This window comes from Mucilaginibacter sp. A5337 (assembly GCF_059690695.1).
Genome location: NZ_JCAWEC010000006.1, coordinates 484,112 through 510,626, shown reverse-complemented (window position 1 = coordinate 510,626; position 26,515 = coordinate 484,112). Strand labels below are relative to the sequence as shown.

Below are 26,515 nucleotides of genomic sequence, written 5' to 3'. Positions count from 1 at the left end.
CAAAGTATCCTTCTTTCTTATAGGGAGAGGAAATTACACATGCCAGGAGCATGTTAAAACACAATTTAAGTTATGGTAAAGATATGAACAGGGTGCTATATAAGCACCCTGTTCATGAAAAATATTAAAGCTCTTTCAATTTGATATTGCGGTAGCTAACCAGGTGACCATGATCCTGCAGTGCGATATGGCCTTTAGGATAAGAGGCAAAACCTTTCCAGTTTTTAAACTTGCTATCAGCCAATAACTTGTTCCATTCGTCGCTACCAATTTTTACATCTACAATTTGGGTACCATTAAGCCAGAAAGTGATCTGACCATCTTTTTTGCGCAATTTCACTTTGTTCCATTCGCCGGCCGGTTTGCATACATCTTTTGAAGGTGCAATCATATCATATAATGAGCCGGCAAGGTGGTTGGCTTTTTTGTTGTCACTTGCGTCTTTATTATCAAGCACCTGCATTTCCATGCCAGTTAGGTAAGTTGCGTCAAATTGAGGATCTTCATGCACGCCAAAAATAATACCGCTGTTACCTTCTTTGCTGATGTTCCACTCTAAGGTAAGTTCGTAGTTTTCGTATTCGCCGTCGGTAACCAAATCGCCATGACCTTCGGCTGCTTTCGGATCGAGTTGTAAAGCACCGTCAACAACTTTCCAGCCCACAACATCTTTTTTTAAGTAGGTGTGCCAGCCGTTGGTGGTTTTCCCGTCGAACAGTTTGGTTTGAGCCGATACCGACAGGCAAAAGACAGGGATGGCCATAAGGCCAAGCATGATTTTTTTCATAAGTTATAATTGTTTTTAATAGTATCAGAACCGCCATTTAAATAGCGTTGGTTGGTTGTGGCGGCTCCTGTTGGTTTCATTGTTTTGCTTTGTACAAGGTATGTGACTTAAATAATGTAAAACTGTTTAAGTGCCATGTTTTGATAAAACGTTTTAATTGCAAATTAAGCGAACATTTTTTTAGGTTGGGCTAAATATATTGGCTTTTTTTCAATGCTAAAACGATTATCGCAAAAATAAAGTATAAGCCTGCGAAAACAGAGGTAAAAGCTTGGTTACAATGGACAATTTACGGTAGATGGATAACAGCGTCGGGGCATCCGATTGTAACAAATGGGGTGTCCCATTTTTTTGATTCCCCATAAAAAAGCGAAAAACCGCCTGCTGTAATTTTCTTTTTAAAGCCGTAATGTTCCATTTTTTGAGAATGAAACAGCGGAACACCTTTTTCATGAAACGCCCTGATAATCAAGCACCTAAAAAACACAACAAACACATATAAACAATTGATTATCAAGAGATAAAACCTGAAAGAGTAATTAAAAAGCGTTTCATATGCGGAGACGGAGACGGTGAATATTTCAGCTGTTTTTATAGATTTTTTTTTTATTTTTTCATATTAACGGAATGAATCATGCCCGGTACTGACAAAATCCCGCCACCATAATTTCGGATTGAAATCTGTTGTTTTGCCCAAAGGGCAAAATGAGCCCCGCGTTTAATAAACATCATCAGCTAAGTCACGGGCACCAGACCTGCGGGTCAACGCTGCATATCCGCTTGGTCGATATTTGCAAATCGAGGTAAGAAATTTTCACACGAATTATTTTGCCGACTTGCCACAATTAATTGAATTACACGAACTTCAAATTTATGTAATTTAAAAATTAGTGTAATTCGATTAATTTGAAAAAATTTGTGTAAAAATTTCTTATTCGTTCGCGCCGCAGCAACAGCCAGCAAACGTTCATAATTTCCGGCTAATGTCACAAGATGCCGATTACCGATACATTTACTTAATGCTGACATATGCCCGATTGCAAAAAAGCTTATAATAAGTAATATTGCGCCGTTATAATTAACCGTACGTTAACACATATGGTTAACTATAATTAACTGCAACCCAGACATTATCGGTAAAATAATACTTACTACATTGATCAATTTTTATTTTATAGAACCGGCTTTTAAAGAGTCGGCTTCAACACCCCGTTTCAGATTCGCGTTTGCATTAAAAGCAATTTGTGCCCTGTTTATTTTTATTGCTGCTGATAATTTAAAGGCGACTGCCGGCAGTCGTAATACCACCCCGGCGGATACACTGGCTGATAGCGCATTGATGAAAAAGCGCCTTATTAACCAGGCTTTCGATCATATTTATGAGCAAAACCTGCGTGTATCAGAAGGAGGGAACGACTACTTTAACAAAGTAAAAACCCAGCTTACCGCCGATCTGGCGCCTAACTTTATTTTGTTCAGCACTCCAAAATCACGTTTCTTTTTCGTGTTTACCGCAAGGGTGAAGATCCGTCTGCTGGCCTCTCAAGGTGCACCTGTGAAATCGCCAAGCTTTATGCCGGGTGGTACGTTGTACTTCAGGGTCAACGAGGATACATACAATCCCAAATTCTTTTCGTTCGGTTACTCGCACCACTCAAACGGGGTACGCGGGCCATCACTTAATCCCGATGGCAGCTTTAACCGTGATAGCGGCAAGTTCACCACCAACTTTTATACCTTAACTTACTACAGCGGTAAACGCTTTGATAAAAAAGACCTGATCATTAATCGTTATGATAACCTGGGCTTAGAAGTTCATGCCGGCTTATTTAACCTTGGTTTATCTGAAGGTTTGAAAGATCATTATGGCTTTATCCGCATTAACGGAAGCCGTATGTACAACTTTGCCAAAGCCTATGAAGATCCAACTGACAAGAGCAAAAAAGTATACCAAAACTGGCAGCGCATCCGGTTCGACTTTACTTACATTGCCGATAAGTATGATAATTACTCAAGTTTTGATTTCAAGAAACGTTTAAACGTAAGCCTTAAATACTATTACCAGTTTCCGTTTATGCCCGATGCTGCCCTCATGATCGGCGGCGGCTACCGCGGCCAGGATGATTACAACCAGTTTTTTGAAGATAGCTATGGTTATGTTACCATTGGTTTTGCCAGTAGTTTAAGCTTTCACACGCATGGGCGATAAGCTTAATGTCATTGCGAGCGCAGCGGGGCAATCGCATACCGTATAGAGCAGCCACGCTTCCGTGCGATTGCTTCGTTCCTCGCAATGACATGATGAAAAAAAAGAAAAGCGGCTTCGCATGCGAAACCGCTTTTCTTTTTTAATCGCAGCCGCAAGCCTGTGGCTTGTGGCCCGCATGCTAAGTAACACGCAAAGACGTTCATCCAACACGCATAACCCTCTTTTTTGTACATTTGCCGCATGGCATCCATTAAACCATCAGTACCCAAAGGCACCCGCGATTTTTCACCGGCCGAAATGGTGAAACGCAATTATATTTTCGATACTATTAAATCTGTTTTCCGCAAATACGGCTATCAACAGATAGAAACACCGACAATGGAAAACTCATCAACCTTAATGGGGAAATATGGGGAAGAAGGGGATAAGCTGATATTTAAAGTATTGGACAGTGGCGAGTTTTTGGAAAAAACGATTACTATTAAAACTTTAAAGGACACTTTGTTGGTTGCAAAGGAAGCGCTTGAACAAAGACAACTTGCTGAAGAAAATTTTAAAAATATCCCTCCCGAAGACAAACCTCTCCTGGCTCCACTTACATCAAAATTGGAGTCGCAACTGAATGACTTGGAACAGAGCCTTATTGCATCTATAAACAGATTAACTTCAAGAAATCTCGTAAGAGAAATTTCCGAAAAAGCCCTCCGCTACGACCTCACCGTACCTTTCGCACGTTACGTAGTGCAACACCAGAACGAAATCACATTTCCGTTTAAGCGTTTCCAGGTGCAGCCGGTTTGGCGTGCCGACAGGCCCCAGCGCGGCCGTTACCGCGAGTTTTACCAATGCGATGCCGACGTGGTTGGCTCTGATTCATTATTGAATGAGGCTGAATTTATCATGATCTATGACGAGGCTTTAACTAAACTTGGCCTTAAAGATTTCAGCATAAAGATCAATAATAGAAAAATACTATCCGGAATTGCCCAAGTTATAGACAAATCCGACAACATCATTGATTTAACCGTAGCCATCGACAAGCTGGATAAAATAGGCCTTGATGGCGTAATCAAAGAACTACTTGAAAAAGGTTTCACAGACACCGATATCGACAAACTAAAACCAGTTATCCTGCTTGAGGGCAATAACACCGAAAAACTGGCTAGCCTCCGCGAGGCCCTTGCCCAATCAGAGATTGGCTTAAAAGGCTGCGATGAAATAGAAACCGTTTTTGGATATATAGAACGCTGCCCGCTGCAAACAGCCAAGCTTGAACTGGACATCACCCTTGCCCGCGGATTAAACTATTACACGGGCGCTATCTTCGAAGTGAAAACCAATGAGGTGAATATGGGCAGCATCGGCGGCGGCGGTCGTTACGATGATCTTACCGGTATGTTCGGCCTAAAAGGCCTTACCGGTGCAGGCATCTCATTTGGCGCAGATAGAATTTACGATGTACTGGAAGAACTAAACCTGTTCCCGGCCGGCAGCAATCAAACCACACAAGTACTTATATGTAATTTCGATAAAGAGGGGGAGCTTTATAGTTTACCTCTATTACAGGCGCTTCGCCGCAACAATATCAACACCGAACTTTACCCGGCAGGCGCTAAAATCAAAAAGCAAATGGAGTATGCCAACAATAAAAACATCCCTTATGTGGTGGTTGTAGGTGGCGATGAAATGCAAACGGGGCTACTAAGCTTTAAAGACATGACAAGCGGCCTACAGGAGAAACTGACTGCAGATGAGATTGTGGCCAAACTGAACCAGGATTTGGGGGGATTAGCGGATTAACCGGGAGTTTTTCCGCCCATTTCTCTGCTCCGTCATTGAGAGTAACCACCAGGACAATCCCGAAAAAAATCATAACGGCGTTTAAAATATATTTTAAGGTAGTGTGCAGGGGCCGCGTTAGGGATTGCAGCGGAAAACCCACAGCCCGCCCCGGCCTTCGCGCGCATAGGCCGGGGCGAGGATTTGCAGCGGAAAGCCCGGCCCGTTAGCTAACGGGAACGCCCATATTCATACTTAATTTAAAAAAAGCTTAATAATCAACAGCTTACATTTACGTCATTATAAGACACGAAGACAACCGATTTGAGGGAGCTCTTTAATACCAATAAAAAAACAAATTATACGTATTGATAATCCCTAACTGTACAGAGAACCCTGCATAGCCATTCTGCAAATAGGGGATTGCCTGGAATGCGTAGCAGCAGGGAAGGATTTATACACTATTTAAGCGGATAAGCCTGTCGATAAAACCCCTCCCAGGGGAGGGAATCGCGCAATTCGGCCCTCGTTCTCCTCTTCCCAACACTTGTGGTTTGCAAACGCATAATTATCGCGGCCGGGCTATTGTGTCGATCTTCGCATTTTAAACGCAAACTGCTGTTAAACACTTGTTGCAAACGAGCGCGGGAAGAATACTTCTAAAATGTCGCAATCATAACGGTATAATGTCGTGATCACGCCTTCTTCTGCAGCCGCCGGGCCTGTAACTTTGGAATATCAATTTATCCTAAAACAGATCGGCATGAGAAAGTTAAAATTACAAATGAACCTTGCACTCAACAATAAATGGGACAGTGGGATGTCTGATTTTAGTATCGACAATCTTAAGAGTGTGGATTGTATTTTACACGGACGAAAAACAGGTGAAGGTTTTATTCCCTATTGGACAGAAATTGCAAACAACCCCAACGATGCTGAGTATAAGCTTGGAAAGCGTTTCGCGGATATTCCAAATGCTGTTTTTTCAAACACTCTCAAAGTAAGCCCATGGGACAATACAACAATTATAAGTGGCGACATCAAGGCAGCAATAGAAACTTTGAAAAAGGAAAATGGTAAAGACATCCTTGTTTATGGAGGAGATTCGTTTGTATCATCCTTAATTCAACATGACCTGGTTGATGAGTTTTATTTGCTGGTAAACCCTGTTGAGATTGGTAACGGACAACAAACCTTTAACCCTTTAAAAAATGATTTAGCGTTAAAACTGGTGAGTTGTAAACCATTTGCCAGCGGTGCGGTTTTGCTTCATTATACAAGAGTGCAAGAAGAAGTAGTATAAAAAAGGGCTGCCTCAACTTATGAGACAGCCCCTTCTCTGTTTATAAATAAAACCCTTACTCCCCCTTCAGGGGGCCGGGGGGCTAACCTTTCACACGCTCAACGTAAGCACCGGTAGCGGTATCAACCTTAACTTTATCGCCAATATTGATGAATAACGGTACACGGATCTCTGCGCCGGTTTCAACTGTAGCATTTTTCAATGCACCGCTTGAAGTATCACCTTTAACAGCCGGTTCGGTGTAGGTAATTTCCAGCTCGGCAGAGCCAGGGATAGACCCCATGATAGGCTCGTCGCTTTCAAAGGCAACAATTACGTTCATGCCTTCTTTCAAAAATTTAACTGCCGGGCCAAATAGTGCTTTGGGTACGTTATGCTGATCGTATGTGGTGTTGTCCATTACTACTAATGAATCACCTTCGTCATACAGGTATTGATAATCGTTAGTTTCAACGCGGGCTATGTCAACCTCTTCATCTGTACGGAAACGGTATTCAACCAGTTTACCTGATTTAACGTTGCGCATACGGGCCTGGTAAAACGCGCGTAAGTTGCCCGGGGTGCGGTGTAAAAACTCTTCAACCTGAACTAATTCGCCGTTGAAGCGAAGTACATTTCCATTTTTAACATCTGATGCCTTAGCCATAAAATAATATTGAGGCGCAAACTTAGGAATTTGATTTGAGATTTGAGACGTTAGATTTGAGATTTTCTGGCCATAGCGACTGTTTAAAGAACTATGTATAAAACAGATATGAGATTTGAGACGTTAGATTTGAGATTTTTTTATCGGGATCACTGAAATAAGTATGCGATTTGTTCAGTCTCAAATCTCATATCTAACATCTCAAATCTAAACCTTATAATCTACAATACTCAACCGATGATTGCAAAAACCATACTCATGCTCCTGGTTAGAGCATACAATGGTAAGGCGGCCTTCGGCGAATTGTTGTACGAGGCTTAAGTACCAGTCAACGCCCTGGGCATCCAGGTTGGAGGTGGGCTCGTCCAGCATAAGCATAGGGGTATCGGCGCAAAAAGCAAGCGCAAGCTTAAGGCGCTGCTTCATTCCCGACGAAAAGTATTTAATAAGCTTATTGGCGCTTTTGGGTAGATTGAGCAGTGCAATAACCTGTTCTTTATCTATGCCCGGCTTAAAGCTTTTGAATTTAAAATGAAAATCGATCATTTCGCTCATAGTAAACTCTTCTATCAGCTCAAGATAGGGGGCGGCAAGACTTAAGTAGGTAAAAACGGTTTCTATTTCAACCGGCTTGCCATCATCAGTAAAATCAATTTTACCAGTTGACGGCGAAAGACTGCCATTTAAAACCTGCAGCAACGTTGACTTCCCGGAACCGTTGGGGCCAAGTATGGCGTATGATTCACCGGAAGAAAAGATATAATCCACCCCTTTAAAAATCCAGTCGCGGTTAAAGCGGCGGCCGATGTTTTGGAGGGTGATGATCATAGGGAGCTTATGGTTGATGGTTCATAGTTCATAGCCGAAGAACCTGTTTATAGTTTATGGCTGTATGCTGTTTTGGAATTATAGTTCATGGTGATAGATCAAGCCAACAAGCATCCGGCTATGAACCATGAACTATAACCCATCAACCATTTAGGTATTCCCAAAACCTTTCATGATACCTCGTTGCGAGTTTTGCAGGAAGTTGATGATCTCATCGCGTTCCACGCTTGGGGTAAACTCGGCCTCGATGATGTCGAGCGCTTTGGTTACGTTATATTTTTTCAGGAATATGATCCGATAGATCTCCTGGATTTCGGCTATGGTAGTGGCCGAAAAGCCCCTGCGGCGTAAGCCTACGGAGTTGATGCCAACATATGACAATGGCTCACGACCCGCTTTGGTATACGGAGGCACGTCTTTACGCACCAATGAACCACCCGAGATCATACTATGCGCACCAATCTCAACAAACTGGTGTACGGCAGATGAACCGCCGATAAAAGCATAATCATAAACCGTAATGTGACCGGCCAGCTGCACCGCATTGGCAACAATAACGTTATCGCCAATAACACAATCGTGTGCTACGTGTACATAAGCCATCAACAGGCAGTTGCTGCCTATGGTGGTTGTGTTTTTATCAAGCGCAGTACCACGGTTAAGGGTAACACACTCACGTATGGTAGTGTTATCGCCTATGGTTACGGTGCTTTGCTCGCCTTTGTACTTTAAATCCTGCGGCGGGGCAGATACTACCGCGCCGGGAAAAATACGGCAGTTTTTACCTATCCTGGCGCCGTCCATAATTACGGAGTTGGAGCCGATCCAGGTACCTTCGCCAATTTCAACATCCTTGTGGATGGTAACGAAGGGTTCAATCACCACATTATCGGCAATTTTGGCCTGTGGGTGGATGTATGCTAATGGCTGGATCATGCTTCTGTTTCTTTTACTTTAACAATTTGAGCCATCAGTTCGGCCTCAACAACAACGCGGTCTCCTACCATACCCACGCCTTTCATGGTAGCTATACCACGACGGATAGGAGCGGTAAGATCGCATATATAAATAATGGTATCACCAGGTACTACTTTGCTTTTAAAGCGGGCGTTCTCAATTTTCAGGAACAGCGTAAGGTAATTTTGCGGATCGGGTACGGTATTTAATACCAGGATCCCGCCGGTTTGCACCATACCTTCAATTTGCAATACGCCTGGGAAAATTGGCGCGCCCGGGAAGTGGCCTTTAAAAAACTCCTCGTTAATAGTTACGTTTTTGCAGCCTACCACATGGTTTTTATTCAATTCAAGGATCTTGTCAATCATCAGGAACGGCTGGCGGTGTGGCAGCATATTCATGATATCAACCGTGTCAAAAAGCGGTTTGGCATTCAGGTCGTACGTTTTTACCTGCTTACGGCTTTTTTCTTTTTTGATAAGCGCTTTGATCTTTTTAGCAAAAGCAACGTTAGCTGCGTGTCCCGGCCTTGCAGCCATGATATGACCTTTAAGCGGAACCCCAACCAGTGCCAAATCGCCAATCATATCCAGCAATTTGTGACGTGCCGGCTCATTTTGGTGGCGAAGTTCAATATTATTTAAAATACCTTGTGGCGCAACATTGATATCCTTTCGGTTAAACAGCTTGGCAAGGTGGTTAAGTTCTTCCTGGTCAACGTCTTTATCAACAACAACAATGGCATTGTTTAAATCACCACCTTTAATAAGGTCATGCTTCAACAGCATTTCAAGCTCATGCAAAAAACAGAAGGTACGGCATGAAGCAATTTCCTTTTTAAACTCGCTGATAGTTGAAATACTGGCATGCTGGCTTCCCAATACCTGCGAGTTATAATCAACCATACAGGTAAAACGGTAGTCATCTAAAGGCATGGCAACCATTTCTACTTTGCGATCAGGTTCAGAGTAGTGAATGTTATAAGGGATATGATAATATTCGCGGTCTGCGTCCTGCTCAAGAAAACCTGTTTCGGTTATTACGTCAACAAACTGGATCGAACTGCCGTCCATAATGGGCGTTTCGGGGCCATCAAGGTCAATCAGCACGTTATCAATTTCAAGGCCAACCAGGGCTGCCAATACGTGTTCAACAGTATTTACTGTAGCACCGTTTTGACTGATAGATGTTCCGCGCGAAGTATCGCTTACATTATCAACATCGGCATCAATAATTGGCTCACCGGGAATATCAACCCTCCTGAATTTATATCCGTGGTTTTCAGGGGCAGGATTAAAGGTCATTGTAACGCTTTGTCCGGTGTGCAAGCCTGTTCCTGATACCGAAACCGGCGCTTTAATAGTTCTTTGTTTAACGTTCATATTTAAATTTACCGGCTAAGGCTATTCGCTTGCCTTGCCTTTACGTAGTTCTTCAATCAATTTTTCAAGCTCGTACACCTTACGGTCAAGCTCCGGCAGCTTTCGCAGCTTAGCGTGGGCACGAAGGTAATCTTTATATGGCATATATGGAGAGCCTCCCCATGCCTTACCCTCTTCTGTAACAGAGCCGTTTATTCCTGTCTGGGCCGAAAACTGCGATCCGTTGGCGATATTGAGGTGCCCGGCAAAACCAACCTGGCCACCAATTACAACCCTTTCGCCAATTTTGGTACTGCCCGATATACCCGATTGTGCTGCAATTACAGTATGCGCGCCAATCTCTACATTATGAGCTATTTGGATCAGGTTATCAATCTTTACTCCTTTACGTACTATGGTGGAACCCATGGTTGCCCTGTCAATAGTAGTATTTGAGCCCACTTCAACGTCATCTTCCAATATTACGTTACCAATCTGTGCAATTTTGGTATAAGTACCATCGGGGTTAGGGGCAAAGCCGAATCCATCGCTGCCAATAACCGCACCCGAGTGCACGATGACGTTGTTGCCGATAACACAATCAAAATAAACTGTAGCACCGGCAAACAGGGTTACGTTGTTGCCAAGGATTACATTATCGCCAACATTAACATTAGGATAGATCTTACAATTATCACCAATAGTTACATTTTGGCCGATATAAGCAAATGCGCCAATATAAGCCCCCGCACCAATCTGTGCTGTTGGATGGATAAAACTTGGCTGCTCAATCCCCTTTTTATCAAGTCTGAAGGTGTTATATTTTTCGAGCAGCACGGTGAAGGCGCTGTAGGCATTCTCCACCCTGATCAGCGTAGCTTTTACAGGCGCTGTTAGCTGCTGATCATTATTAACAATAACAATTGAGGCGTTGGTGGTATATAAAAACTGCTCATACTTAGGGTTGGCCAAAAAAGAAAGGCTCCCGGCTCCCGCTTCTTCTATCTTGGCAAGCTGACTAACCGTAGCTGCAGCATCGCCCTCAACAGTTCCGTTGAGCAGTAAACTTATATCATGTGCGGTAAATTGCATCGGGCAAATTTAAATGTTAAAATTGAAGCAACAAATTATTAATGAGTTATGAACACGCGTTAAAAAGTTTTGACTGTCAAAGCGTTTTGATTTTCATTATATCTTCATTTGTCGCAAGTGTGTATCGGTTTTGTTTTACTATTGGTTAAAATCCAATGTATAACGTCATTTTTGATCGTTTTCTTTATAAAAACACCAACAACTAATCTTTATTCCCCAATCTCTAAATATGGGCGTTGCCTGCGGCCGGGCTTTCCGTTCCAAGTCCTCGCTTGCCCAACCCGCAATTCCAGCCCTCGCTGTGGGCTTTCCACTACAATCCCTAACGCGGCCGGTGCACATTTCCGGCATTTATCTATAATGCCTTTTATGTAGAGACGCATAATTGCGTCTCTTTTAGGACAAGCCGCCCAGCCAATCCCAAACTACAGTAATCTGCATGCGAGAGACGCAATTATGCGTCTCTACAGGGAAAACCGCTTCCTAATTCAACAACTCCTTATTATAACAAAGGATATACTTTTTCACCGTTTTGGCCAAAGCCACCAGGTTTGAGTTATCACTGGCGGCCGCAATATCCTTCACCTGGCCGTTCTTCATCAGTATGCCAATGTTACCATCATTTTGGTTATAAGCATTATTACGGATAGATGTGGTAAACACAAAGTACGCCGCAGCATCCTCATAACTCACGCCATATTTTTGCATTGCTTTTTGGCGGAGCTGTTCAACAAAAACCTCATCCGGACACTCGTTGGTGATATCAACCCTAAATAAATTACGCTGTACCAGGTTTTTGCAAAGATGGGAAAGCACCTGGTCGGGGTGATAGGCCCATACTTTCACCGATGCCATAATATCGGTATCATCCAGGCAGGCAAAAGTTTCCAGGTGATGGTCTTCATTCATGAACGCGTCACGGCTGATCCGTCTTTTCAAGAAATGCAGCAGGGCTGGGGTCGCAAATAATTCTTCGCCCTGTGATATCAGTTCGCGGCCACGTCTGAAGATCTTGGTCAAAACTTCCTCGCCGGCTATTACTGTTTTATGCAGATAAACCTGCCAGTACATAAGGCGGCGGGCTATTAAAAATTTCTCTATCGAGTAAATGCCCTTTTCATCAACAACCACATGATCATCTTTAACATTAAGCATTTTAATGATCCGCTCGGAGCTGATCACCCCTTCAGATACACCTGTGAAGAAACTGTCGCGGTTAAGATAATCCAACCTGTCCATATCCAGCTGACTGGATACCAACTGGTGCAGGAACTTCCGCGGGTAAGTATCATTAAAAATATCAATGGCCATGGTAAGCTTACCCTCAAACCGGGCATTAAGCTTATTCATCAGCATTGAAGAAATATCTTCATGGGCAATGCCATCAATAATTGTATTTTCGAGGGCATGTGAAAAAGGGCCGTGGCCAATATCATGTAATAATATAGCAATGGTAACCGCTTCTTCTTCTTCGGCTGAGATCTGGTGGCCTTTGCTTCGCAATGTTTCGAGCGCTGTATCCATCAGATACATGGAACCCAAAGCATGATGAAAACGGGTATGCAATGCGCCGGGATATACCAGGTGCGTCATGCCCAACTGCTTGATATAGCGTAACCGTTGAAAGTATGGGTGGGATATAAGGTCAAATATCAGTTCGGTTGGGATACTGATAAAACCGTAAACCGGGTCGTTTATTATTTTCTTTTTATTCAATGCTGCTTATGTAAGTGCAAAAATGTAAAACAAAGGTAAAATAAGCGCGTCAGGTTTGTTAAATTTTGTTAATACCTTTACTGTGTAACAACAAAAGCATCTATTTGGGGTTTACTGTCATAATCAGAACTTGTCTGAATCAGAATTTACAGGATTTTAGGATTTACAGAATGTCGGGTAAAAAAACCGATATTTGAATTAACATTTAACCTTATACTGAATCATTCTGAAAATTTTCAAATCCTGAAAATTCTGATTCAGAAATTTAATATACATACCATGCAAGACACCACCATTTTATGGGCCGATGACGAAATTGACCTGCTAAGACCACATATACTTTTCCTGGGCGAAAAGGGCTACAAAGTAACCACCGTTACCAATGGCTACGACGCTGTCGACTCTTTTAAGAGCAATTATTTCGACCTGGTTTTTCTTGACGAAAACATGCCCGGCCTTACAGGTCTGGAAACCCTTCAACAGATCAAGAACATCAATAATGATGTTCCTATTGTACTGATCACCAAAAATGAGGAAGAGTACCTGATGGAAGATGCCATCGGATCGAAGATAGACGACTACCTGATAAAGCCGGTGCACCCTAAGCAGATATTGCTTACCATCAAGAAACTGACCGAGAACAAACGCCTCGTTACCGAAAAAACCACCATGGCTTACCAGATGGATTTCCGTACCCTGGGCATGACACTTAACGAAAACCTAAGCCACCAGGAATGGGTTGATGTTTACAAAAAACTGATCTATTGGGAGCTTGAGCTCGAAAAGCTGGAAGATGCCGGGATGCACGAGATCCTGACGCTGCAAAAGGCAGAAGCCAACATGCAGTTTTGCAAATTTGTGGAACGCAACTATCTGAACTGGATCAAGAACCCTGATCTGGCGCCTACCTCATCTCCGCAATTATTTAAAAAGAAGGTGTTCCCTAAGCTGGATGGCAAAGGCCCTTTGTTTTTTATATTGATAGATAACCTCCGTTATGATCAGTTTAAGATCATTAACCCTATTATCTCCGAATATTTCAGATTGGAGGAAGAAGATACTTATTACAGTATCCTGCCAACAGCTACGCAATATGCGCGTAACTCTATTTTTTCGGGCCTGATGCCTTTAGATATGGAAAAACGCTATCCATCAATGTGGCAAAACGATGAAGATGAAGGTGGCAAAAACTTGTACGAAGCCGACTTTTTAGCCGATCACCTGAAACGGGTGCTGCGCAAAGATTGCAAACACTCCTACCACAAAATCCTGAATATTGACGAAGGCCGGGCACTGAATGAGTCGGTGAATAACCTCATGAACAACGAGCTTAACGTGGTGGTATATAACTTTGTAGATATGCTATCGCATGCCCGTACAGATATGCAGATGATCCGCGAGCTGGCAAGTGACGATGCCGCTTACCGCTCATTAACTCTGTCGTGGTTTGAACACTCGCCGCTGTATGACCTGTTGAAATACCTGGCTCAAAAACAAGTAAGAGTGGTGATTACTACCGATCATGGCACCATCCGCGTAAAAAATCCAAGCAAAATTGTGGGCGACAGGAATACAAACACCAACCTGCGCTATAAACAAGGCAAAAACCTTAACTATAATGCCAAGGAGGTTTTCCATATCCGCAACCCGCATGATGCCATGCTGCCGAGGCTGCACATCAGCTCAAGCTTTGTTTTTGCGAAGGAAGACAGCTATTTCGTGTACCCGAACAATTACAACCATTTTGTGAACTTTTATAATGAAACCTTCCAGCACGGAGGGATCTCGTTAGAGGAAATGATTGTTCCGGTGGTTACGTACGGGCCAAAGTAAATCCCTTTAATGTTTCTTTTAAAGTCTCCCCTTCAGGGGAGATTTAGAGGGGTTAAAACTCCAGCTCCAGCAATACCGGGCAATGATCGGAGTGCTTAGCTTCGGGCAGTATCGCTGCCCTACGGATCTTATCTTCCAATGGGGTGCTGGCCATAGCATAATCAATACGCCAGCCTAAGTTTTTACCGCGGGCTCCGGCACGGAAACTCCACCAGGTGTAATTATGCGGCTCTTTATTTACGTGGCGGAAGGTATCTATAAAGCCGCCCTCAATAAAATTCTCCATCCATTCACGCTCTTCCGGCAAAAAGCCTGATGAATTGGCGTTTGATTTAGGGTTGTGGATATCAATAGGACGGTGGCAAATATTATAATCGCCGCAAACCACCAGGTTAGGGTGTTCTACTTTAAGGAGAGTCAGGTATTTACCAAACTCATCCAGAAAACGATATTTAAAAACCTGCCGCTCATCGCCGCTTGAACCCGACGGAAAATAAACACTCATCACCGATACCTCGTCGAAATCAACCCGGATGCAGCGGCCTTCACGATCAAAGTCGGGAATACCGCAGCCGTACTCAATATGTTTGGGCAAAATTTTGGTAAAAATGGCGGTACCGCTATAGCCTTTCTTTTCGGCCGGGAACCAGTAGTGCTGATAGCCCATCTGGTCAACCAAACCAAGATCGGTGAGTACATCAGGCGTTGCTTTAATTTCCTGCAAACAAACAACATCAGCATCAGTAGCCTGCAGCCAGGCCAGCCATCCTTTGTTTATTGCCGAACGGATACCGTTAACGTTATATGTAAGTATTTTCATGCCCCCTAACCCCCTAAAGGGGGAATTTCTTTTATAGTTTAAACTGCAATATTAATAATATCTATAATAAACCCTTCGCCACTCCATTATCCGCTTAAGCTCCCCCTTCAGGGGGCCGGGGGGGAAAGAATCTTATCCAACTGCCTGCATTCCTTTTTGCTCAGCAACTCAACGGTCATAGGCACATCGGCATTTGGGCGATCATTGGCATCTTTTTTAACAGCAGCAATCCTATCAACCATATCGATACCCGAAACTACCTCGCCAAAAACGGTATAGTTTTGATCAAGGTGCGGAGAACCACCAACTGATTTATACCAATCGCGCTGCCATGCCGGGATTTTGCGGCCTTTAAGGCGGGTGTTTTCCAGCGTATCCAGTTTGCCATCGGTAAAGCGCTTGCCTTCTACAATATAAAACTGGCAGCCGCTTGATTCTTTTTTGGGATTATCATCCCGGGCTGCAGCAAGTACCCCACGTTTATGAAACAGGCTGTCACGAAATTCGGCCGGGATGGTGTAGCCCACATCGCCATTGCCCAGCTCGGCTCCTGGTTTAGCTTTTACCGGATCTTTTGAATCAGGGTCGCCACCCTGGATCATAAAATTCTGGATCACCCGGTGAAACAGCGTACCATTATAAAATCCTTTTTTGGTAAGCTTGATAAAGTTATCCCGGTGCAAGGGAGTTTCATTATACAGGCGAAGGATACAATCGCCATAAACCGTATGGATGCGCACGTACTGGTTTTTAGGCGGGCCGGCAAAGGCAGCACTAAGGGTTAATAAAAGAATGCTTAGGGTAAAAAGTTTCTTCATAGACCGTTGATTATTTTTGATTTCGCTGATTGCGTTGCTTTCTTCCTTATTGATGAAGATAGTTAATTGTTCAAAATGTTCTAATTCCCTCCCGGAGGATCATAGCTGCCGATTTAAGGAGTAAAAGCTGGGAACCGAGCGATTCCCCTCTCAAAAGGGGAATTATAAAGCCCTGTTATCAACTCAATAAACCACTCACTATTCTACCCCATCCATCTCCTCAAAGTAATTTACAATGAGCGATTTCATCATCATTTCCTGTTCAAGCAGGGTATAGTTAGGGATCACTTTTATACGTTTCCAATGTGGCCAGCCGTCCTGGTCAAGGCCTTCGAGCTCGTAAAAACCCATCATACTCATTAAGCGGCAGGTGGCAATATGCATCAGCTCCTCTTTTTGGCGCTTGCTAAACTTCCGCGGACCTTGCCCCAACTCCTGCACACCAATCAAAAAAAGCATCACTTTTATATCGGGCTTCTCGTTGTCAAACTCCTCAGCTATCCGCTGCTGCAGCACTTCCCATTTTTTATTGATCTCGGCAGGTGTCATAGGGTGCAAAGATAGGTTCATTGGTTCATTAGTTCACTGGTTCATTGGTGAAAAGTTTGACAACCCTATTTTAACAGCGCTATACGGGGGAAGGACAAATGAACTAATGAACCAGTGAACTAATGAACGATCGCATTATTGTTACAATGTTGCATTAATATTCGCGTTTTAATACTTACTTTTGCTGTATTCCGTTATATGGAATGTTGACTGTGAAAAAAAACCGCCTACATATTGTATTTGCATGGCTGCTGCTTGTTTGCTTTGTGGCCGGGCAGTATATGGTTTATTCGCACCAGCATACACTTATTAAAGGGATCACCAACCACAGCCACTTGGCCCAGGGGCAGCAAACCGTCAAAGAAAAATGTTTGCTGTGCGATGCCATGCATCACACCGATGCTGTAGTTGTTAGCAATAACACATTTTTAATACCCCTCGTAACATCCGATCATGTTTTTAAAGCCGGCGATTACGATTTTATAAGCATTGCGCTTATCCTTTCTGCCGGAAGGGCGCCGCCGGCTATGGCATAACTCCGCTTTATCTTTTCCTTAAAAACAACGCCGTTGTCATTAACGGTATCTATCGATTTTCTTAAATTTTCATCATGAAATTAAAGCTTATAAGCTTCATTATATTATTAGTATTTGCTCAATCCATAGCATTTGCCAAAAGCACTGTTATCACCATAAACAATAACACCGACGATGCCATTGGCAGCCTTTCGGGCACTATTACTGATAAGGCCGATGGCAAACCGATCATTGGCGCAACAGTAAATATTCCGGATTTACGTAAAGGGGCAATTACCGATGTAAACGGCAAATACAGTTTTGGCAGTGTACCTAAAGGAGTTTTCCTGGTGCAGGTAACATATATAGGTTATTTAACCGTTAACCAAAGGGTCGACTTTTCAAAAACAAGCGTGCTGGATGTTAAAATGCAAACCTCATCGCTCGAAGCCGGCGAGGTTGTGATTACCGGTGTGAGCAAAGCCACCGAAATAAAACGCAGCCCCGTACCGATGGTTGCAGTAGGCAAGGCCTATTTGGAGCAGCGCGCAGCATCGGGTAACATCATCGACCAGATAGCTACATTGCCCGGCGTAAGTGCGGTTACTACCGGCCCTAACGTATCAAAACCCTTTATTCACGGCCTCGGCTACAACAGGGTGATCACCCTGCAGGATGGTATCCGCCAGGAAGGCCAGCAATGGGGAGATGAGCACGGTATCGAAGTGGATCAAAACTCTATCGACAGGGTGGAGGTGATCAAAGGCCCGGCAAGTTTAACCTATGGTTCGGATGCTATTGGCGGTGTTGTAAACCTGATCACACCGGCACCGGTACCCGAAGGCAAAATCCTCGGATCGGTACAAGGATTGTATGGTACTAACCAGGGATTATATAACGGCTCATTCCGGTTGCAGGGTAATCAGAATGGCCTTATCTGGGGTACAGTGATCTCGGCTAAGGGCAGTAAAGATTATCAAAACGAGCATGACGGTCGCGTTTATGCCACCAACTACCGCGAAAAAGATGCCCGTGTAATGGTGGGCCTTAACAAATCATGGGGTTATTCATATCTGCATGCCTCGCTGTTTGACGATGAACAAGCCATTCCCGACGGCAGCCGTGATTCACTTACCCGAAAGTTTACCCGTCAAATTACCGAAGATGATGCCTTCAGACCAATTGTTCCGCAGTCTGTTTTAAACTCGTACAGCATCCCTACGCTGCATCAGCACGTACAGCTTTACCGTATCTACAACAACAGTAACTTCATTTTAGGCAACGGGAACCTGGCAGTTAACCTTGGGTACCAATATAGCCACCGTCGCGAATATACCCACCCCGAGGCCGGCGATATTGCCGGGCTTAACCTGCACCTTACTACTTATACTTATGATGTTAAATATAACTTTAACATCGGCAATGAGTATGAAACCACCTTTGGCGTTAACGGACAGTACCAAAACAATACCATTGGCGATGCCACCGATTTCCCGATACCGGCTTATCACCAGTTTGATATCGGCCCGTTCTTTGTTATCAAAAAGAGCTTCGGCAAGCTTGACCTTTCGGCTGGTGCAAGGTATGATACCCGCTCGTTCAGCAACAGCGCAGCCTATGTTGATACCCTCGGCCGGAATGGGTTTCCGCAGTTATATACCGGCAGCAATCCCGAAACCGCAGCAAACGTTACTAAACAATTCGATTCGTTTAACAAAAGGTTCAGTGGTTTTTCTGGTAGCTTTGGGGCAACCTATAATGTATCAGACGCGTTCCTGATCAAGGGTAATATCTCACGCGGGTTCAGGGCACCAAGTATTGCCGAAATCTCGGCCAACGGACCGGATCCGGGTTCACAGATCTACCACATCGGCGACAAAAACTTCAAACCTGAGTTTAGCTTGCAAGAAGATATCGGCACATTCCTTACGCTGCCCAATATTTCGGCCAGTGTTGAGGTGTTTAACAACAACCTGTCGAACTACATTTACCAGCAACAGGTGTTAGCTTCAGACGGTAGTCCGGTTTATACACAAGGCTACACTACGTTTACTTATGTACAAAGCAAGGCACGCATTTATGGCGGCGAGGTTAATGTGGACCTGCACCCCATATCATGGCTGCATTTTGAAAACGCACTAAGCCTAACTTACGGCGAAAACAAAGGCAACGGCGGCCCGGTTGCCGACAGCTTAAAATATCTGCCATTTATCCCGCCATTGCACACACATTCAGAGTTACGCGGTACATTTAACGGTGGCTTCGGCAAAGTTAAAAGCATTTATGCCTTTGTTGGCTTTGACCATTACAGCGCACAAGACCGCTTTTTCGCGGCATACGGAACAGAAACCTACACAGCAGGCTACAACCTGTTAAGCGCGGGCTTTGGCGGCAATATTGTTAACAAAGCCGGCCAGCCGGTTATTAAGCTTTTTGTTGAAGGCACCAACCTTGCCAATGTTAATTATCAATCAAACATGAGCAGGCTTAAGTATTTTGATAACCCTAATGTACCCGAAGGTGTACAGCGAGGGATCTTCAACATGGGCCGCAACATCAGCTTTAAAGTGGTGGTTCCCTTTGGATTTAACAGCAATAAAAAATCCTGATCTGGGTTAAACTATTAAATGAAAGTCCTGCCGTTTGGCGGGACTTTTTTTGTTTAGATGATTTTCCGGCTTATACACTATTTCTCGCAAAGGCGCGAAGGCGCAAAGTTTTTTCTTAGCGTCTTCGCGCCTTTGCGAGCTTATTACTGCTGGCTATGTAATCGTCACCATCAGGTCAAACTCCTCCTTTAGGAACCAAGTGACAAACATTTAATCCCAACTCCTGTATCTTCTACATGCGTAAAATACTAATCTTTCTTCTCCTGATATCCGCAGCCCTTGCAGCTCGCGCCCAGTCCGATCCCCTTTCCATCACGCTCGAAAATGTAAAATACCCATACCCGGTAAACTTTATGCCAGTAAAAATAGAAGGGCAGGACATCCGCATGGCCTATATGGATGTAAAACCTGCCGCCCCCAATGGCAAAACTATCGTGCTTTTCCATGGGAAAAACTTTGGCGGATATTATTGGAAAGATGTAATAAAGCTATTAACCGATAAAGGCTACCGGCTAATCGTCCCCGATCAAATAGGGTTTGGTAAATCGTCAAAAGCATTTATTCATTATAGTTTTCATCAGCTGGCGAGATTTAACAAAAACCTGCTGGATAGTTTGGGGATACAAAAAATTACGCTGATGGGGCATTCTATGGGTGGGATGCTGGCTACCCGTTTTACATTAATGTACCCCGACAAGGTTGAAAAACTACTGCTTGAAGACCCCATCGGCTTGGAAGATTACCGCACCTTTGTGCCTTATAACAGTGCAGAAGATGACTACAAAGCCGAGCTGAAAACCAGTTACGAAAGCGTCAAGAAATATTACCAAACATCGTATTTCACTTCATGGAAACCCGAATACGATTATTTGGTAAACATTGGCGCAGGGGTAAGTAAAAGCGCTGATTTTCCGCGCTATGCTAAAGTTGCGGCACTCACCTTTGAAATGATCTATGAGCAGCCGGTTTGCTATGAGTTCGGGCTCATTAAAGTGCCTACGGTACTGTTCATCGGTAAAGAGGATAAAACCATTGTGGGCAAGGCCTTGCTTAGCGACGAAGAAAAAGCCAAACACGGTCAGTATAAGGTCTTAGGACCCGAAACCGCCAAAAAGATCCCGGGTTGCAAGCTCATTGAGTTTGACAATTGCGGGCATATCCCGCATATTGAAGCTAAAGAAGCCTTTTTTAAAGCGTTGACAGCTAATTTATAATTTAGGGATTTTGAGTATTTTTGAATGTAAAACATATGCCATTGCAAGTAACCATCAGGAAAGTCGCGAAAAAACGAGATGACGTTTAAAATATATTTAATGATGGTGCGCGGGGCCGCGTTAGGGATTGCAGTGAAAAGCCCACAGCGCGGGCTGGATTGCGGGCAGAAAAGGCGAGGACTTGTAACGGAAAGCCCGGGCCGTTAGCTAACGGGAACGCCCATATTTATAAAACGATCGAAAAATATATTTTAATAATCAATAACGTACAATTACGTCATTATAAACGAAGAGAGGCCGCCGCACGGAAGCATATCCGTCCTGTAAAGTATGCGATTGCCGCGCTACGCTCGCAATGACATTGGTATAGAATAACATCATTACACTGTGCAACTATCTGTAAATTCACTATCCCAGTTACCGCAGGCTGCCGAAGCCATATTGGCCAGCTCGGCGGGAAATAAAATTTTTCTTTTTTATGGCGAAATGGGGGCAGGGAAAACCACCCTTATTAAAGCACTATGTGAGGCTTTGGGTGTAACCGAACCGGCTACCAGTCCAACGTTTTCCATCGTGAACGAATACATCGGCCACAAAAACAGGATCTATCATTTCGACTTCTATCGCCTCAAAAACCAAACGGAAGCTTTGGATATGGGCTACGAGGAATATTTTTACAGCGATGCCTACTGCTTTATCGAGTGGCCCGAAAAGATTCCCGACCTGCTACCTGACCACTACGCCAATATCCGGATCCAGGTTTTGGACAGCAATTCGCGAAGCATCAGCATCGAAAATATTTAGTTTTATCATCCGTCGTTTTTTATTATCTTCAACAGCCTTTAAAACAATACATCATGAGTTCAGGGATATACAGCGGGTTTTCGGATATTGCCAAACAAGCAATGATGCAACCCCAGGAGTCGTTGCTGGAGGTAAAAAGTAAAAAGAACAAGCTGTACATCGGCATTCCAAAAGAAGTTTCCTTCCAGGAAAACCGTGTGCCTTTAACCCCACTGTCGGTGGCCTTACTGGTTAATAACGGCCACGACGTATTGCTGGAAAGCCATGCGGGGCAGGCTGCCAATTTTTCGGATAAGGATTACAGCGAACAGGGCGCGCAGATAGTGTATGATACCAAAAAGGTATATGAAGCTGATATCATCATCAAAATAGCGCCGCCTACTCCTCACGAAATTGAGATGATGAAACCAGGGCAGATCCTGATCTCTACCCTGCAAATGGCTACGCTTAAAGCCGAAAGTATCCATGCCCTGATGGTTAAAAAAATCACCGCACTAAGCTTTGAGCACCTGCGCGATGAGGGCAATATACTTACCGTAGTAAGGGCCATGAGCGAAATTGTGGGCGCAACATCCATACTCATAGCCGCCGAATATTTAAGCAATGTTTTTGAAGGCAAAGGCCTGATGCTGGGTGGCATAACCGGTGTTCCGCCTACCGAGATTGTGATTCTTGGTGCAGGTACGGTAGGGGAGTACGCCGCACGCACCGCCATATCCCTGGGTGCCGAAGTTAAGGTATTTGATCCTTCGATATACAAGCTTCGCCGCCTGCAAAACAATATAGGCAACCGTGTTTTCACTTCGGTGGTGCAGCCCATTGTTTTGGAAAAAGCCATTACTACATGTGATGTGGCCATAGGCGCGCTTCGTGCCGAAGACGGCCGCAGCCCCTGCATTATCTCTGAAGCTACTGTTAGCCGCATGAAACGCGATTCGGTGATCATTGATGTAAGTATTGATCAGGGCGGTTGTTTTGAAACATCCGAAGTTACCAACCACACGCACCCTGTTTTCCGTAAGCATGATGTTATTCATTACTGTGTACCAAACATTGCATCGCGTGTAGCCCGCACCGCTACTTATGCACTCACCAATATTTTTGCGCCAATACTGCTTGATATCGGCGATATGGGCGGCATTAAAAACCTCATATGGCAAAAATCGGGCGTGCGTAACGCGGTTTATATTTATCAGGGACAGCTTACCAACAAACACATTGGCGAACGCTTCTCCATCCCCTGCAAAGACCTCGATCTGCTTATCGTATCGCACAGGTAATATGGCCCGGAAGTTTTTATTGCTGTTGATATTTATTGCCGCAACATTTCGCGTTAGTGCCCAGCATTATAAATACATCGACAGTACAAAAATTTGCGGTATTGCCCGCTATAAACTACAGGTTAAGGCTAACCCCGATAAACAACTGGTTGAAATAAAAAAATACATTCCAGAGATTGCCTTAGACCTGCGGTATGCCACTACCAACAATTTTATGCATCGCCGTATGTATACAACGGCCAAAGCTTATGCAAGGCTTCCGGTAGTGAAGGCCTTACAGCAGGTTGAGGCCGAATTAAAAATGCAGGGCCTTGGTCTTAAAATTTACGATGCTTACCGTCCGTATTCGGTTACTGTTAACTTTTATGAAATGGCGCCCGATACCAATTTTGTTGCCGACCCGCGCAAAGGATCAAAACATAACCGGGGCTGTGCCATCGATCTTTCGGTCATTAACCTTAAAACCGGCAAAGAACTGGATATGCCAACCGGCTTTGACAGCTTTAGCCGCAAGGCCGGCGCAAACTATATTGATTTACCGCAGCAGCAAATTGACAACCGGGAGCTCCTGAAAACAGTGATGGCCAAATACGGCTTCAGGGTGATATCAACAGAATGGTGGCACTATGACTTTACCGGCTGGGAAAAGTATGAGCTGTTGGATATTCCGGTTCAGGGGCTGTAACCCTTTTGATACTCCATTAAAATTTACAACTTTTATTACAGGCTGCTTACAAAAGGCATCAATATTGCATAATCATCCACAAACAGATGTCAACCTTTAATCTACACGCATGAAGTTTTTTAGCAAAGAATATTTTAAACAACTATGGAAGGTACTCCTGGCATCCTTCACTGGCTTTTCAAAAGATAATGGCTTAAAATTAAGTGCTTCCCTTGCTTATTATACTGTTTTTTCAATCGCTCCCTTATTAATCATCGTAATATCAGTAGCCGGTCTTGTCTTTGGACAGGATGCGGCAACCGACCGCCTTTACCCAGAAATTGTTCGCTACGTTGGAAAAGGGCCGGCAGCCCAAATCCAGGATGCTTTAAAACACCTTGCATTGTCCGGAAAATCGGGCATTGCCGTTGTTATTGGTGTGGTAACGCTATTATTGGGAGCAAGCAGTATTTTTATCGAGATCCAGGACTCGCTCAACATGATCTGGCGGGTTAAGGCTAAGCCGAAAAGTGGCTGGGTGCAGCTGTTAAAAAATCGCTTCGTATCATTTTCGCTCATCATAAGCCTTGGTTTTTTATTATTGGCGACGCTCATTATCAATATCGTTATAACCGCTGTTCAGGACCAGATCCAGCGCTTTTTCCCCCAGATAGACGCGGTAACCAAATTCCTTGTTAAAGGCATAAACCTCGGTATTACCCTGGTGGTGATCACTACTTTATTCGGTATCATATTCAAGTTTTTGCCCGATGTTAAGATCAAATGGAAAGATGTGCGCAGTGGTGCGGTATTTACGGCTATCCTGTTTATGATTGGCCAGTACGCTATCAGCCTTTATATTCAATATACAGCACAGGGTTCGGCTTATGGCGCTGCGGGCTCTATCATTGTGATTTTAGTCTGGATTTATTACACATCGGCTATTTTATACATTGGTGCAGAGTTTACCCAGGTATTTGCCGAAGCCAGCGGCAGCCACATCGAACCGGCCGATTATGCCGTTCACATCCAGCAAACCGAGATTGAACACAGGGTAAAAATTCTTCCCGCACAAAACCCACAACTTGAAGGAAATTTGAAAAAAGAAGAGGACAAGGGGAAAGGATAAAGACCTTTTACCGGGCAGGCATCTTTGGCGCCATCTTGAGCAGAGAAATGTGAGGGCGGAGACTTGTGCTTTATCGAGCCAGCACAAGTGACCAGGCCCGCAACCAATCACACAACACTTGCGCCAAAGTTATAAAGGGACATGGAAACGTAAAACCATGTCATTGCGAGCGTAGCGAGGCAACCGCACGGAAGCATAGCTGCCCTGTATAGCATGCGATTGCTTCGTCGTCCCTTCTCGCAATGACATAGATCTAATATCTATTTTAAAACTCTTCATGTATATACGTCATGATCCTCACCATCTCATCCCTTATTTCGCGGGTTGAGCGGGTGAAATTGTTGTTCATGAATGCAAAAGCCAGGCGTTTACCCTTGCGGGTAACAATGTACCCGCTTTGATTATGGTTGTTGCTCAACGACCCGGTTTTAGCCCATACAAATGGCTGCCCGTTATCGGTTTTATAGGCGCTTTTAATTGTACCTGCCACGCCACCTATTGGCATCATGCTATGCAGCAGGTTTTCATCTTTCACTTCATCCCGAATTTTGATCAGCAGGGCCACCAGATCCCGGGGCGTAAACAAATTATAGCGCGATAAGCCCGAACCATCTACCCATTGCGGCGCATCGGGCAAATCACTCAAAAAATGTGCTTTTGAATAGTTGATCACCGAATCGGCGTTGAGCGTATTAAATTTCATCGATGAACATACCAGCAGTAATTGTTCGGCAATAAAATTATCACTTGGTTGCAGCATCCGCCGGTAAACCGAATCGGCATTGGCGTTGTAAATAATTTTGGCATCAGCGGCCATAGGCTCCTGCAATAATGATACGGGCTTTTTCAGCGTATCCTGCAACAGGGCCATGGTCAATTGCAAACTTGTTTTCCAGGGAATTTCCTGCTTGTAGTTTTTAGGGATCTCTCCGGCAGGGTATACAAAATTATTACTGATAAAATCGCGCTTTACCTTAAACTGAGCGGGGCGATAGTTGATATCGGCATTTAAAAACCGCTTTAAATAATTTGGCTTCACCTGCATGTTACCGTCATTATCGGCATATAGCTGAGCTACATTATCTTCGATTGGGAGGGCGGTTATTTCGGCCTGATAGTAATCATTGTAATCGTCCCAGCCCCAGCCTGCTCCAAAAAACTCACCGGTATAATTTCCGGGTGAGTAAAAAAGCTGTTTGCTGCTTCTCTTCAAAAAGTTAAGCCCATTTATCCCTTTCAAATCGCTGTGCAGAAAGGAGGGATCGCCGGTGCCCCAAAATACCAGCGAATCGCTGCGGATTTGATAGCGCAATGCGGGGACCGAATCGCCCAGCATTTTCAAACAGGTATAAAAAGTGAAAAGCTTAGTATTAGACGCGGGGGTAAAGTATTTATCGGCATTTAACTCATATATCATTTTATGCTCATCCAGGTCATAAAGGGCAAAACCGGTAAAGTGGTCATTAACAATCTGCGAATGTTTAAACAGCTTTTTAACCTTCCTTTTTTTTATTGAACGGGCATAAATAGTATCATGAAACAGGGATAAAACACAAACAATTAACAGAAATGAAATTGTTGACTTTCGCATAATAAAATAAT

Annotated in this window: 23 protein-coding genes; 11 read left to right on the top strand and 12 right to left on the bottom strand. The window is 44.0% G+C overall.

The annotated features are described in order from the left end of the window. Positions 1-124 precede the first annotated feature (124 nt). Entirely contained in the window at positions 125-787 is a 663-nt protein-coding gene (locus tag AC59JO_RS22615; protein WP_497308160.1) for a 3-keto-disaccharide hydrolase, read from the bottom strand. Positions 788-1,549: 762 nt separating this feature from the next. Continuing rightward, entirely contained in the window at positions 1,550-1,816 is a 267-nt protein-coding gene (locus AC59JO_RS22610; protein WP_413670475.1) for a hypothetical protein, read from the bottom strand. 127 nt (positions 1,817-1,943) lie between these two features. Here AC59JO_RS22610 and AC59JO_RS22605 point away from each other — a divergent pair, with 127 nt between their 5' ends. From AC59JO_RS22605 to AC59JO_RS22595, 3 genes are all read left to right on the top strand, one after another. Beyond that, positions 1,944-2,996 (top strand): hypothetical protein, encoded by a 1,053-nt coding sequence (locus AC59JO_RS22605; protein WP_497308158.1) that lies wholly within the window; start codon positions 1,944-1,946, stop codon positions 2,994-2,996. A 240-nt stretch (positions 2,997-3,236) separates the two neighbouring features. Then, a complete protein-coding gene (gene hisS, locus AC59JO_RS22600; protein WP_497308156.1) occupies positions 3,237-4,796 on the top strand; it encodes a histidine--tRNA ligase in 1,560 nt (519 codons plus the stop codon). A gap of 670 nt (positions 4,797-5,466) precedes the next feature. Continuing rightward, positions 5,467-6,078, top strand: a complete 612-nt coding sequence (locus AC59JO_RS22595) for a dihydrofolate reductase family protein (RefSeq protein WP_497308154.1) — start codon at positions 5,467-5,469, stop codon at positions 6,076-6,078. A gap of 82 nt (positions 6,079-6,160) precedes the next feature. Here the strand turns inward: AC59JO_RS22595 and efp are convergent, their stop codons facing one another. The 6 genes from efp to AC59JO_RS22565 all read right to left on the bottom strand — a co-directional run bounded on the left by efp (position 6,161) and on the right by AC59JO_RS22565 (position 12,678). Then, positions 6,161-6,724 (bottom strand): elongation factor P, encoded by a 564-nt coding sequence (gene efp / locus AC59JO_RS22590; protein ID WP_090532660.1) that lies wholly within the window; start codon positions 6,722-6,724, stop codon positions 6,161-6,163. 207 nt (positions 6,725-6,931) lie between these two features. Beyond that, positions 6,932-7,552, bottom strand: coding sequence for an ABC transporter ATP-binding protein (locus AC59JO_RS22585; RefSeq protein WP_497308151.1), 621 nt, complete (start codon positions 7,550-7,552; stop codon positions 6,932-6,934). A 150-nt stretch (positions 7,553-7,702) separates the two neighbouring features. After that, entirely contained in the window at positions 7,703-8,488 is a 786-nt protein-coding gene (gene lpxA / locus AC59JO_RS22580) for an acyl-ACP--UDP-N-acetylglucosamine O-acyltransferase (RefSeq protein WP_413670480.1), read from the bottom strand. Then, positions 8,485-9,891, bottom strand: a complete 1,407-nt coding sequence (locus tag AC59JO_RS22575) for a bifunctional UDP-3-O-[3-hydroxymyristoyl] N-acetylglucosamine deacetylase/3-hydroxyacyl-ACP dehydratase (protein WP_413670481.1) — start codon at positions 9,889-9,891, stop codon at positions 8,485-8,487. Before AC59JO_RS22575 ends, lpxA begins: the two co-directional genes overlap by 4 nt. A gap of 21 nt (positions 9,892-9,912) precedes the next feature. Next, positions 9,913-10,962: a UDP-3-O-(3-hydroxymyristoyl)glucosamine N-acyltransferase gene (gene lpxD, locus AC59JO_RS22570; RefSeq protein WP_497308149.1), complete on the bottom strand. Its 1,050-nt coding sequence runs from the start codon at positions 10,960-10,962 to the stop codon at positions 9,913-9,915. A gap of 483 nt (positions 10,963-11,445) precedes the next feature. After that, entirely contained in the window at positions 11,446-12,678 is a 1,233-nt protein-coding gene (locus AC59JO_RS22565; protein WP_497308147.1) for an HD domain-containing protein, read from the bottom strand. A gap of 279 nt (positions 12,679-12,957) precedes the next feature. Here AC59JO_RS22565 and porX point away from each other — a divergent pair, with 279 nt between their 5' ends. After that, positions 12,958-14,511, top strand: a complete 1,554-nt coding sequence (gene porX / locus AC59JO_RS22560) for a T9SS response regulator signal transducer PorX (protein WP_413670484.1) — start codon at positions 12,958-12,960, stop codon at positions 14,509-14,511. Between the two features lie 52 nt (positions 14,512-14,563). On the opposite strand, the gene AC59JO_RS22555 is transcribed toward porX, so the two are convergent. The 3 genes from AC59JO_RS22555 to AC59JO_RS22545 all read right to left on the bottom strand — a co-directional run bounded on the left by AC59JO_RS22555 (position 14,564) and on the right by AC59JO_RS22545 (position 16,698). Continuing rightward, entirely contained in the window at positions 14,564-15,331 is a 768-nt protein-coding gene (locus AC59JO_RS22555) for an exodeoxyribonuclease III (RefSeq protein WP_413670485.1), read from the bottom strand. A gap of 107 nt (positions 15,332-15,438) precedes the next feature. Continuing rightward, positions 15,439-16,149: a peptidylprolyl isomerase gene (locus tag AC59JO_RS22550; protein WP_497308145.1), complete on the bottom strand. Its 711-nt coding sequence runs from the start codon at positions 16,147-16,149 to the stop codon at positions 15,439-15,441. A gap of 198 nt (positions 16,150-16,347) precedes the next feature. Beyond that, on the bottom strand, positions 16,348-16,698 hold the full coding sequence (locus AC59JO_RS22545) for a hypothetical protein (RefSeq protein ID WP_413671131.1): 351 nt from the start codon (positions 16,696-16,698) through the stop codon (positions 16,348-16,350). 212 nt (positions 16,699-16,910) lie between these two features. On the opposite strand from AC59JO_RS22545, the gene AC59JO_RS22540 reads away from it, so the two are divergent. The 7 genes from AC59JO_RS22540 to AC59JO_RS22510 all read left to right on the top strand — a co-directional run bounded on the left by AC59JO_RS22540 (position 16,911) and on the right by AC59JO_RS22510 (position 24,913). After that, positions 16,911-17,234 (top strand): hypothetical protein, encoded by a 324-nt coding sequence (locus tag AC59JO_RS22540; protein ID WP_497308143.1) that lies wholly within the window; start codon positions 16,911-16,913, stop codon positions 17,232-17,234. A gap of 74 nt (positions 17,235-17,308) precedes the next feature. Further along, positions 17,309-19,822, top strand: a complete 2,514-nt coding sequence (locus AC59JO_RS22535; protein WP_413670488.1) for a TonB-dependent receptor — start codon at positions 17,309-17,311, stop codon at positions 19,820-19,822. A 236-nt stretch (positions 19,823-20,058) separates the two neighbouring features. Then, positions 20,059-21,036, top strand: a complete 978-nt coding sequence (locus AC59JO_RS22530) for an alpha/beta fold hydrolase (protein ID WP_497308140.1) — start codon at positions 20,059-20,061, stop codon at positions 21,034-21,036. Positions 21,037-21,423: 387 nt separating this feature from the next. Beyond that, a complete protein-coding gene (gene tsaE / locus AC59JO_RS22525; protein WP_413670490.1) occupies positions 21,424-21,840 on the top strand; it encodes a tRNA (adenosine(37)-N6)-threonylcarbamoyltransferase complex ATPase subunit type 1 TsaE in 417 nt (138 codons plus the stop codon). A 53-nt stretch (positions 21,841-21,893) separates the two neighbouring features. Beyond that, positions 21,894-23,120, top strand: coding sequence for an alanine dehydrogenase (locus tag AC59JO_RS22520; protein WP_413670491.1), 1,227 nt, complete (start codon positions 21,894-21,896; stop codon positions 23,118-23,120). 1 nt (position 23,121) lies between these two features. Then, complete coding sequence (locus AC59JO_RS22515; RefSeq protein ID WP_497308138.1) at positions 23,122-23,805, top strand: M15 family metallopeptidase; 684 nt, start codon at positions 23,122-23,124, stop codon at positions 23,803-23,805. 109 nt (positions 23,806-23,914) lie between these two features. After that, positions 23,915-24,913, top strand: a complete 999-nt coding sequence (locus tag AC59JO_RS22510) for a YihY/virulence factor BrkB family protein (RefSeq protein WP_413670493.1) — start codon at positions 23,915-23,917, stop codon at positions 24,911-24,913. 265 nt (positions 24,914-25,178) lie between these two features. On the opposite strand, the gene AC59JO_RS22505 is transcribed toward AC59JO_RS22510, so the two are convergent. After that, positions 25,179-26,504, bottom strand: coding sequence for a D-alanyl-D-alanine carboxypeptidase/D-alanyl-D-alanine-endopeptidase (locus AC59JO_RS22505; RefSeq protein ID WP_497308136.1), 1,326 nt, complete (start codon positions 26,502-26,504; stop codon positions 25,179-25,181). Positions 26,505-26,515 lie beyond the last annotated feature (11 nt).

What these genes read in the sequence shown, in the direction of transcription:
- AC59JO_RS22615 (WP_497308160.1), bottom strand. Translation starts at nt 787, where the DNA reads ATGAAAAAAATCATGCTTGGCCTTATGGCCATCCCTGTCTTTTGCCTG.
- AC59JO_RS22610 (WP_413670475.1), bottom strand. Translation starts at nt 1,816, where the DNA reads ATGTCAGCATTAAGTAAATGTATCGGTAATCGGCATCTTGTGACATTA.
- hisS (WP_497308156.1), top strand. Translation starts at nt 3,237, where the DNA reads ATGGCATCCATTAAACCATCAGTACCCAAAGGCACCCGCGATTTTTCA.
- efp (WP_090532660.1), bottom strand. Translation starts at nt 6,724, where the DNA reads ATGGCTAAGGCATCAGATGTTAAAAATGGAAATGTACTTCGCTTCAAC.
- AC59JO_RS22585 (WP_497308151.1), bottom strand. Translation starts at nt 7,552, where the DNA reads ATGATCATCACCCTCCAAAACATCGGCCGCCGCTTTAACCGCGACTGG.
- lpxA (WP_413670480.1), bottom strand. Translation starts at nt 8,488, where the DNA reads ATGATCCAGCCATTAGCATACATCCACCCACAGGCCAAAATTGCCGAT.
- AC59JO_RS22575 (WP_413670481.1), bottom strand. Translation starts at nt 9,891, where the DNA reads ATGAACGTTAAACAAAGAACTATTAAAGCGCCGGTTTCGGTATCAGGA.
- lpxD (WP_497308149.1), bottom strand. Translation starts at nt 10,962, where the DNA reads ATGCAATTTACCGCACATGATATAAGTTTACTGCTCAACGGAACTGTT.
- porX (WP_413670484.1), top strand. Translation starts at nt 12,958, where the DNA reads ATGCAAGACACCACCATTTTATGGGCCGATGACGAAATTGACCTGCTA.
- AC59JO_RS22555 (WP_413670485.1), bottom strand. Translation starts at nt 15,331, where the DNA reads ATGAAAATACTTACATATAACGTTAACGGTATCCGTTCGGCAATAAAC.
- AC59JO_RS22550 (WP_497308145.1), bottom strand. Translation starts at nt 16,149, where the DNA reads ATGAAGAAACTTTTTACCCTAAGCATTCTTTTATTAACCCTTAGTGCT.
- AC59JO_RS22545 (WP_413671131.1), bottom strand. Translation starts at nt 16,698, where the DNA reads ATGACACCTGCCGAGATCAATAAAAAATGGGAAGTGCTGCAGCAGCGG.
- AC59JO_RS22535 (WP_413670488.1), top strand. Translation starts at nt 17,309, where the DNA reads ATGAAATTAAAGCTTATAAGCTTCATTATATTATTAGTATTTGCTCAA.
- AC59JO_RS22530 (WP_497308140.1), top strand. Translation starts at nt 20,059, where the DNA reads ATGCGTAAAATACTAATCTTTCTTCTCCTGATATCCGCAGCCCTTGCA.
- AC59JO_RS22520 (WP_413670491.1), top strand. Translation starts at nt 21,894, where the DNA reads ATGAGTTCAGGGATATACAGCGGGTTTTCGGATATTGCCAAACAAGCA.
- AC59JO_RS22515 (WP_497308138.1), top strand. Translation starts at nt 23,122, where the DNA reads ATGGCCCGGAAGTTTTTATTGCTGTTGATATTTATTGCCGCAACATTT.
- AC59JO_RS22510 (WP_413670493.1), top strand. Translation starts at nt 23,915, where the DNA reads ATGAAGTTTTTTAGCAAAGAATATTTTAAACAACTATGGAAGGTACTC.
- AC59JO_RS22505 (WP_497308136.1), bottom strand. Translation starts at nt 26,504, where the DNA reads ATGCGAAAGTCAACAATTTCATTTCTGTTAATTGTTTGTGTTTTATCC.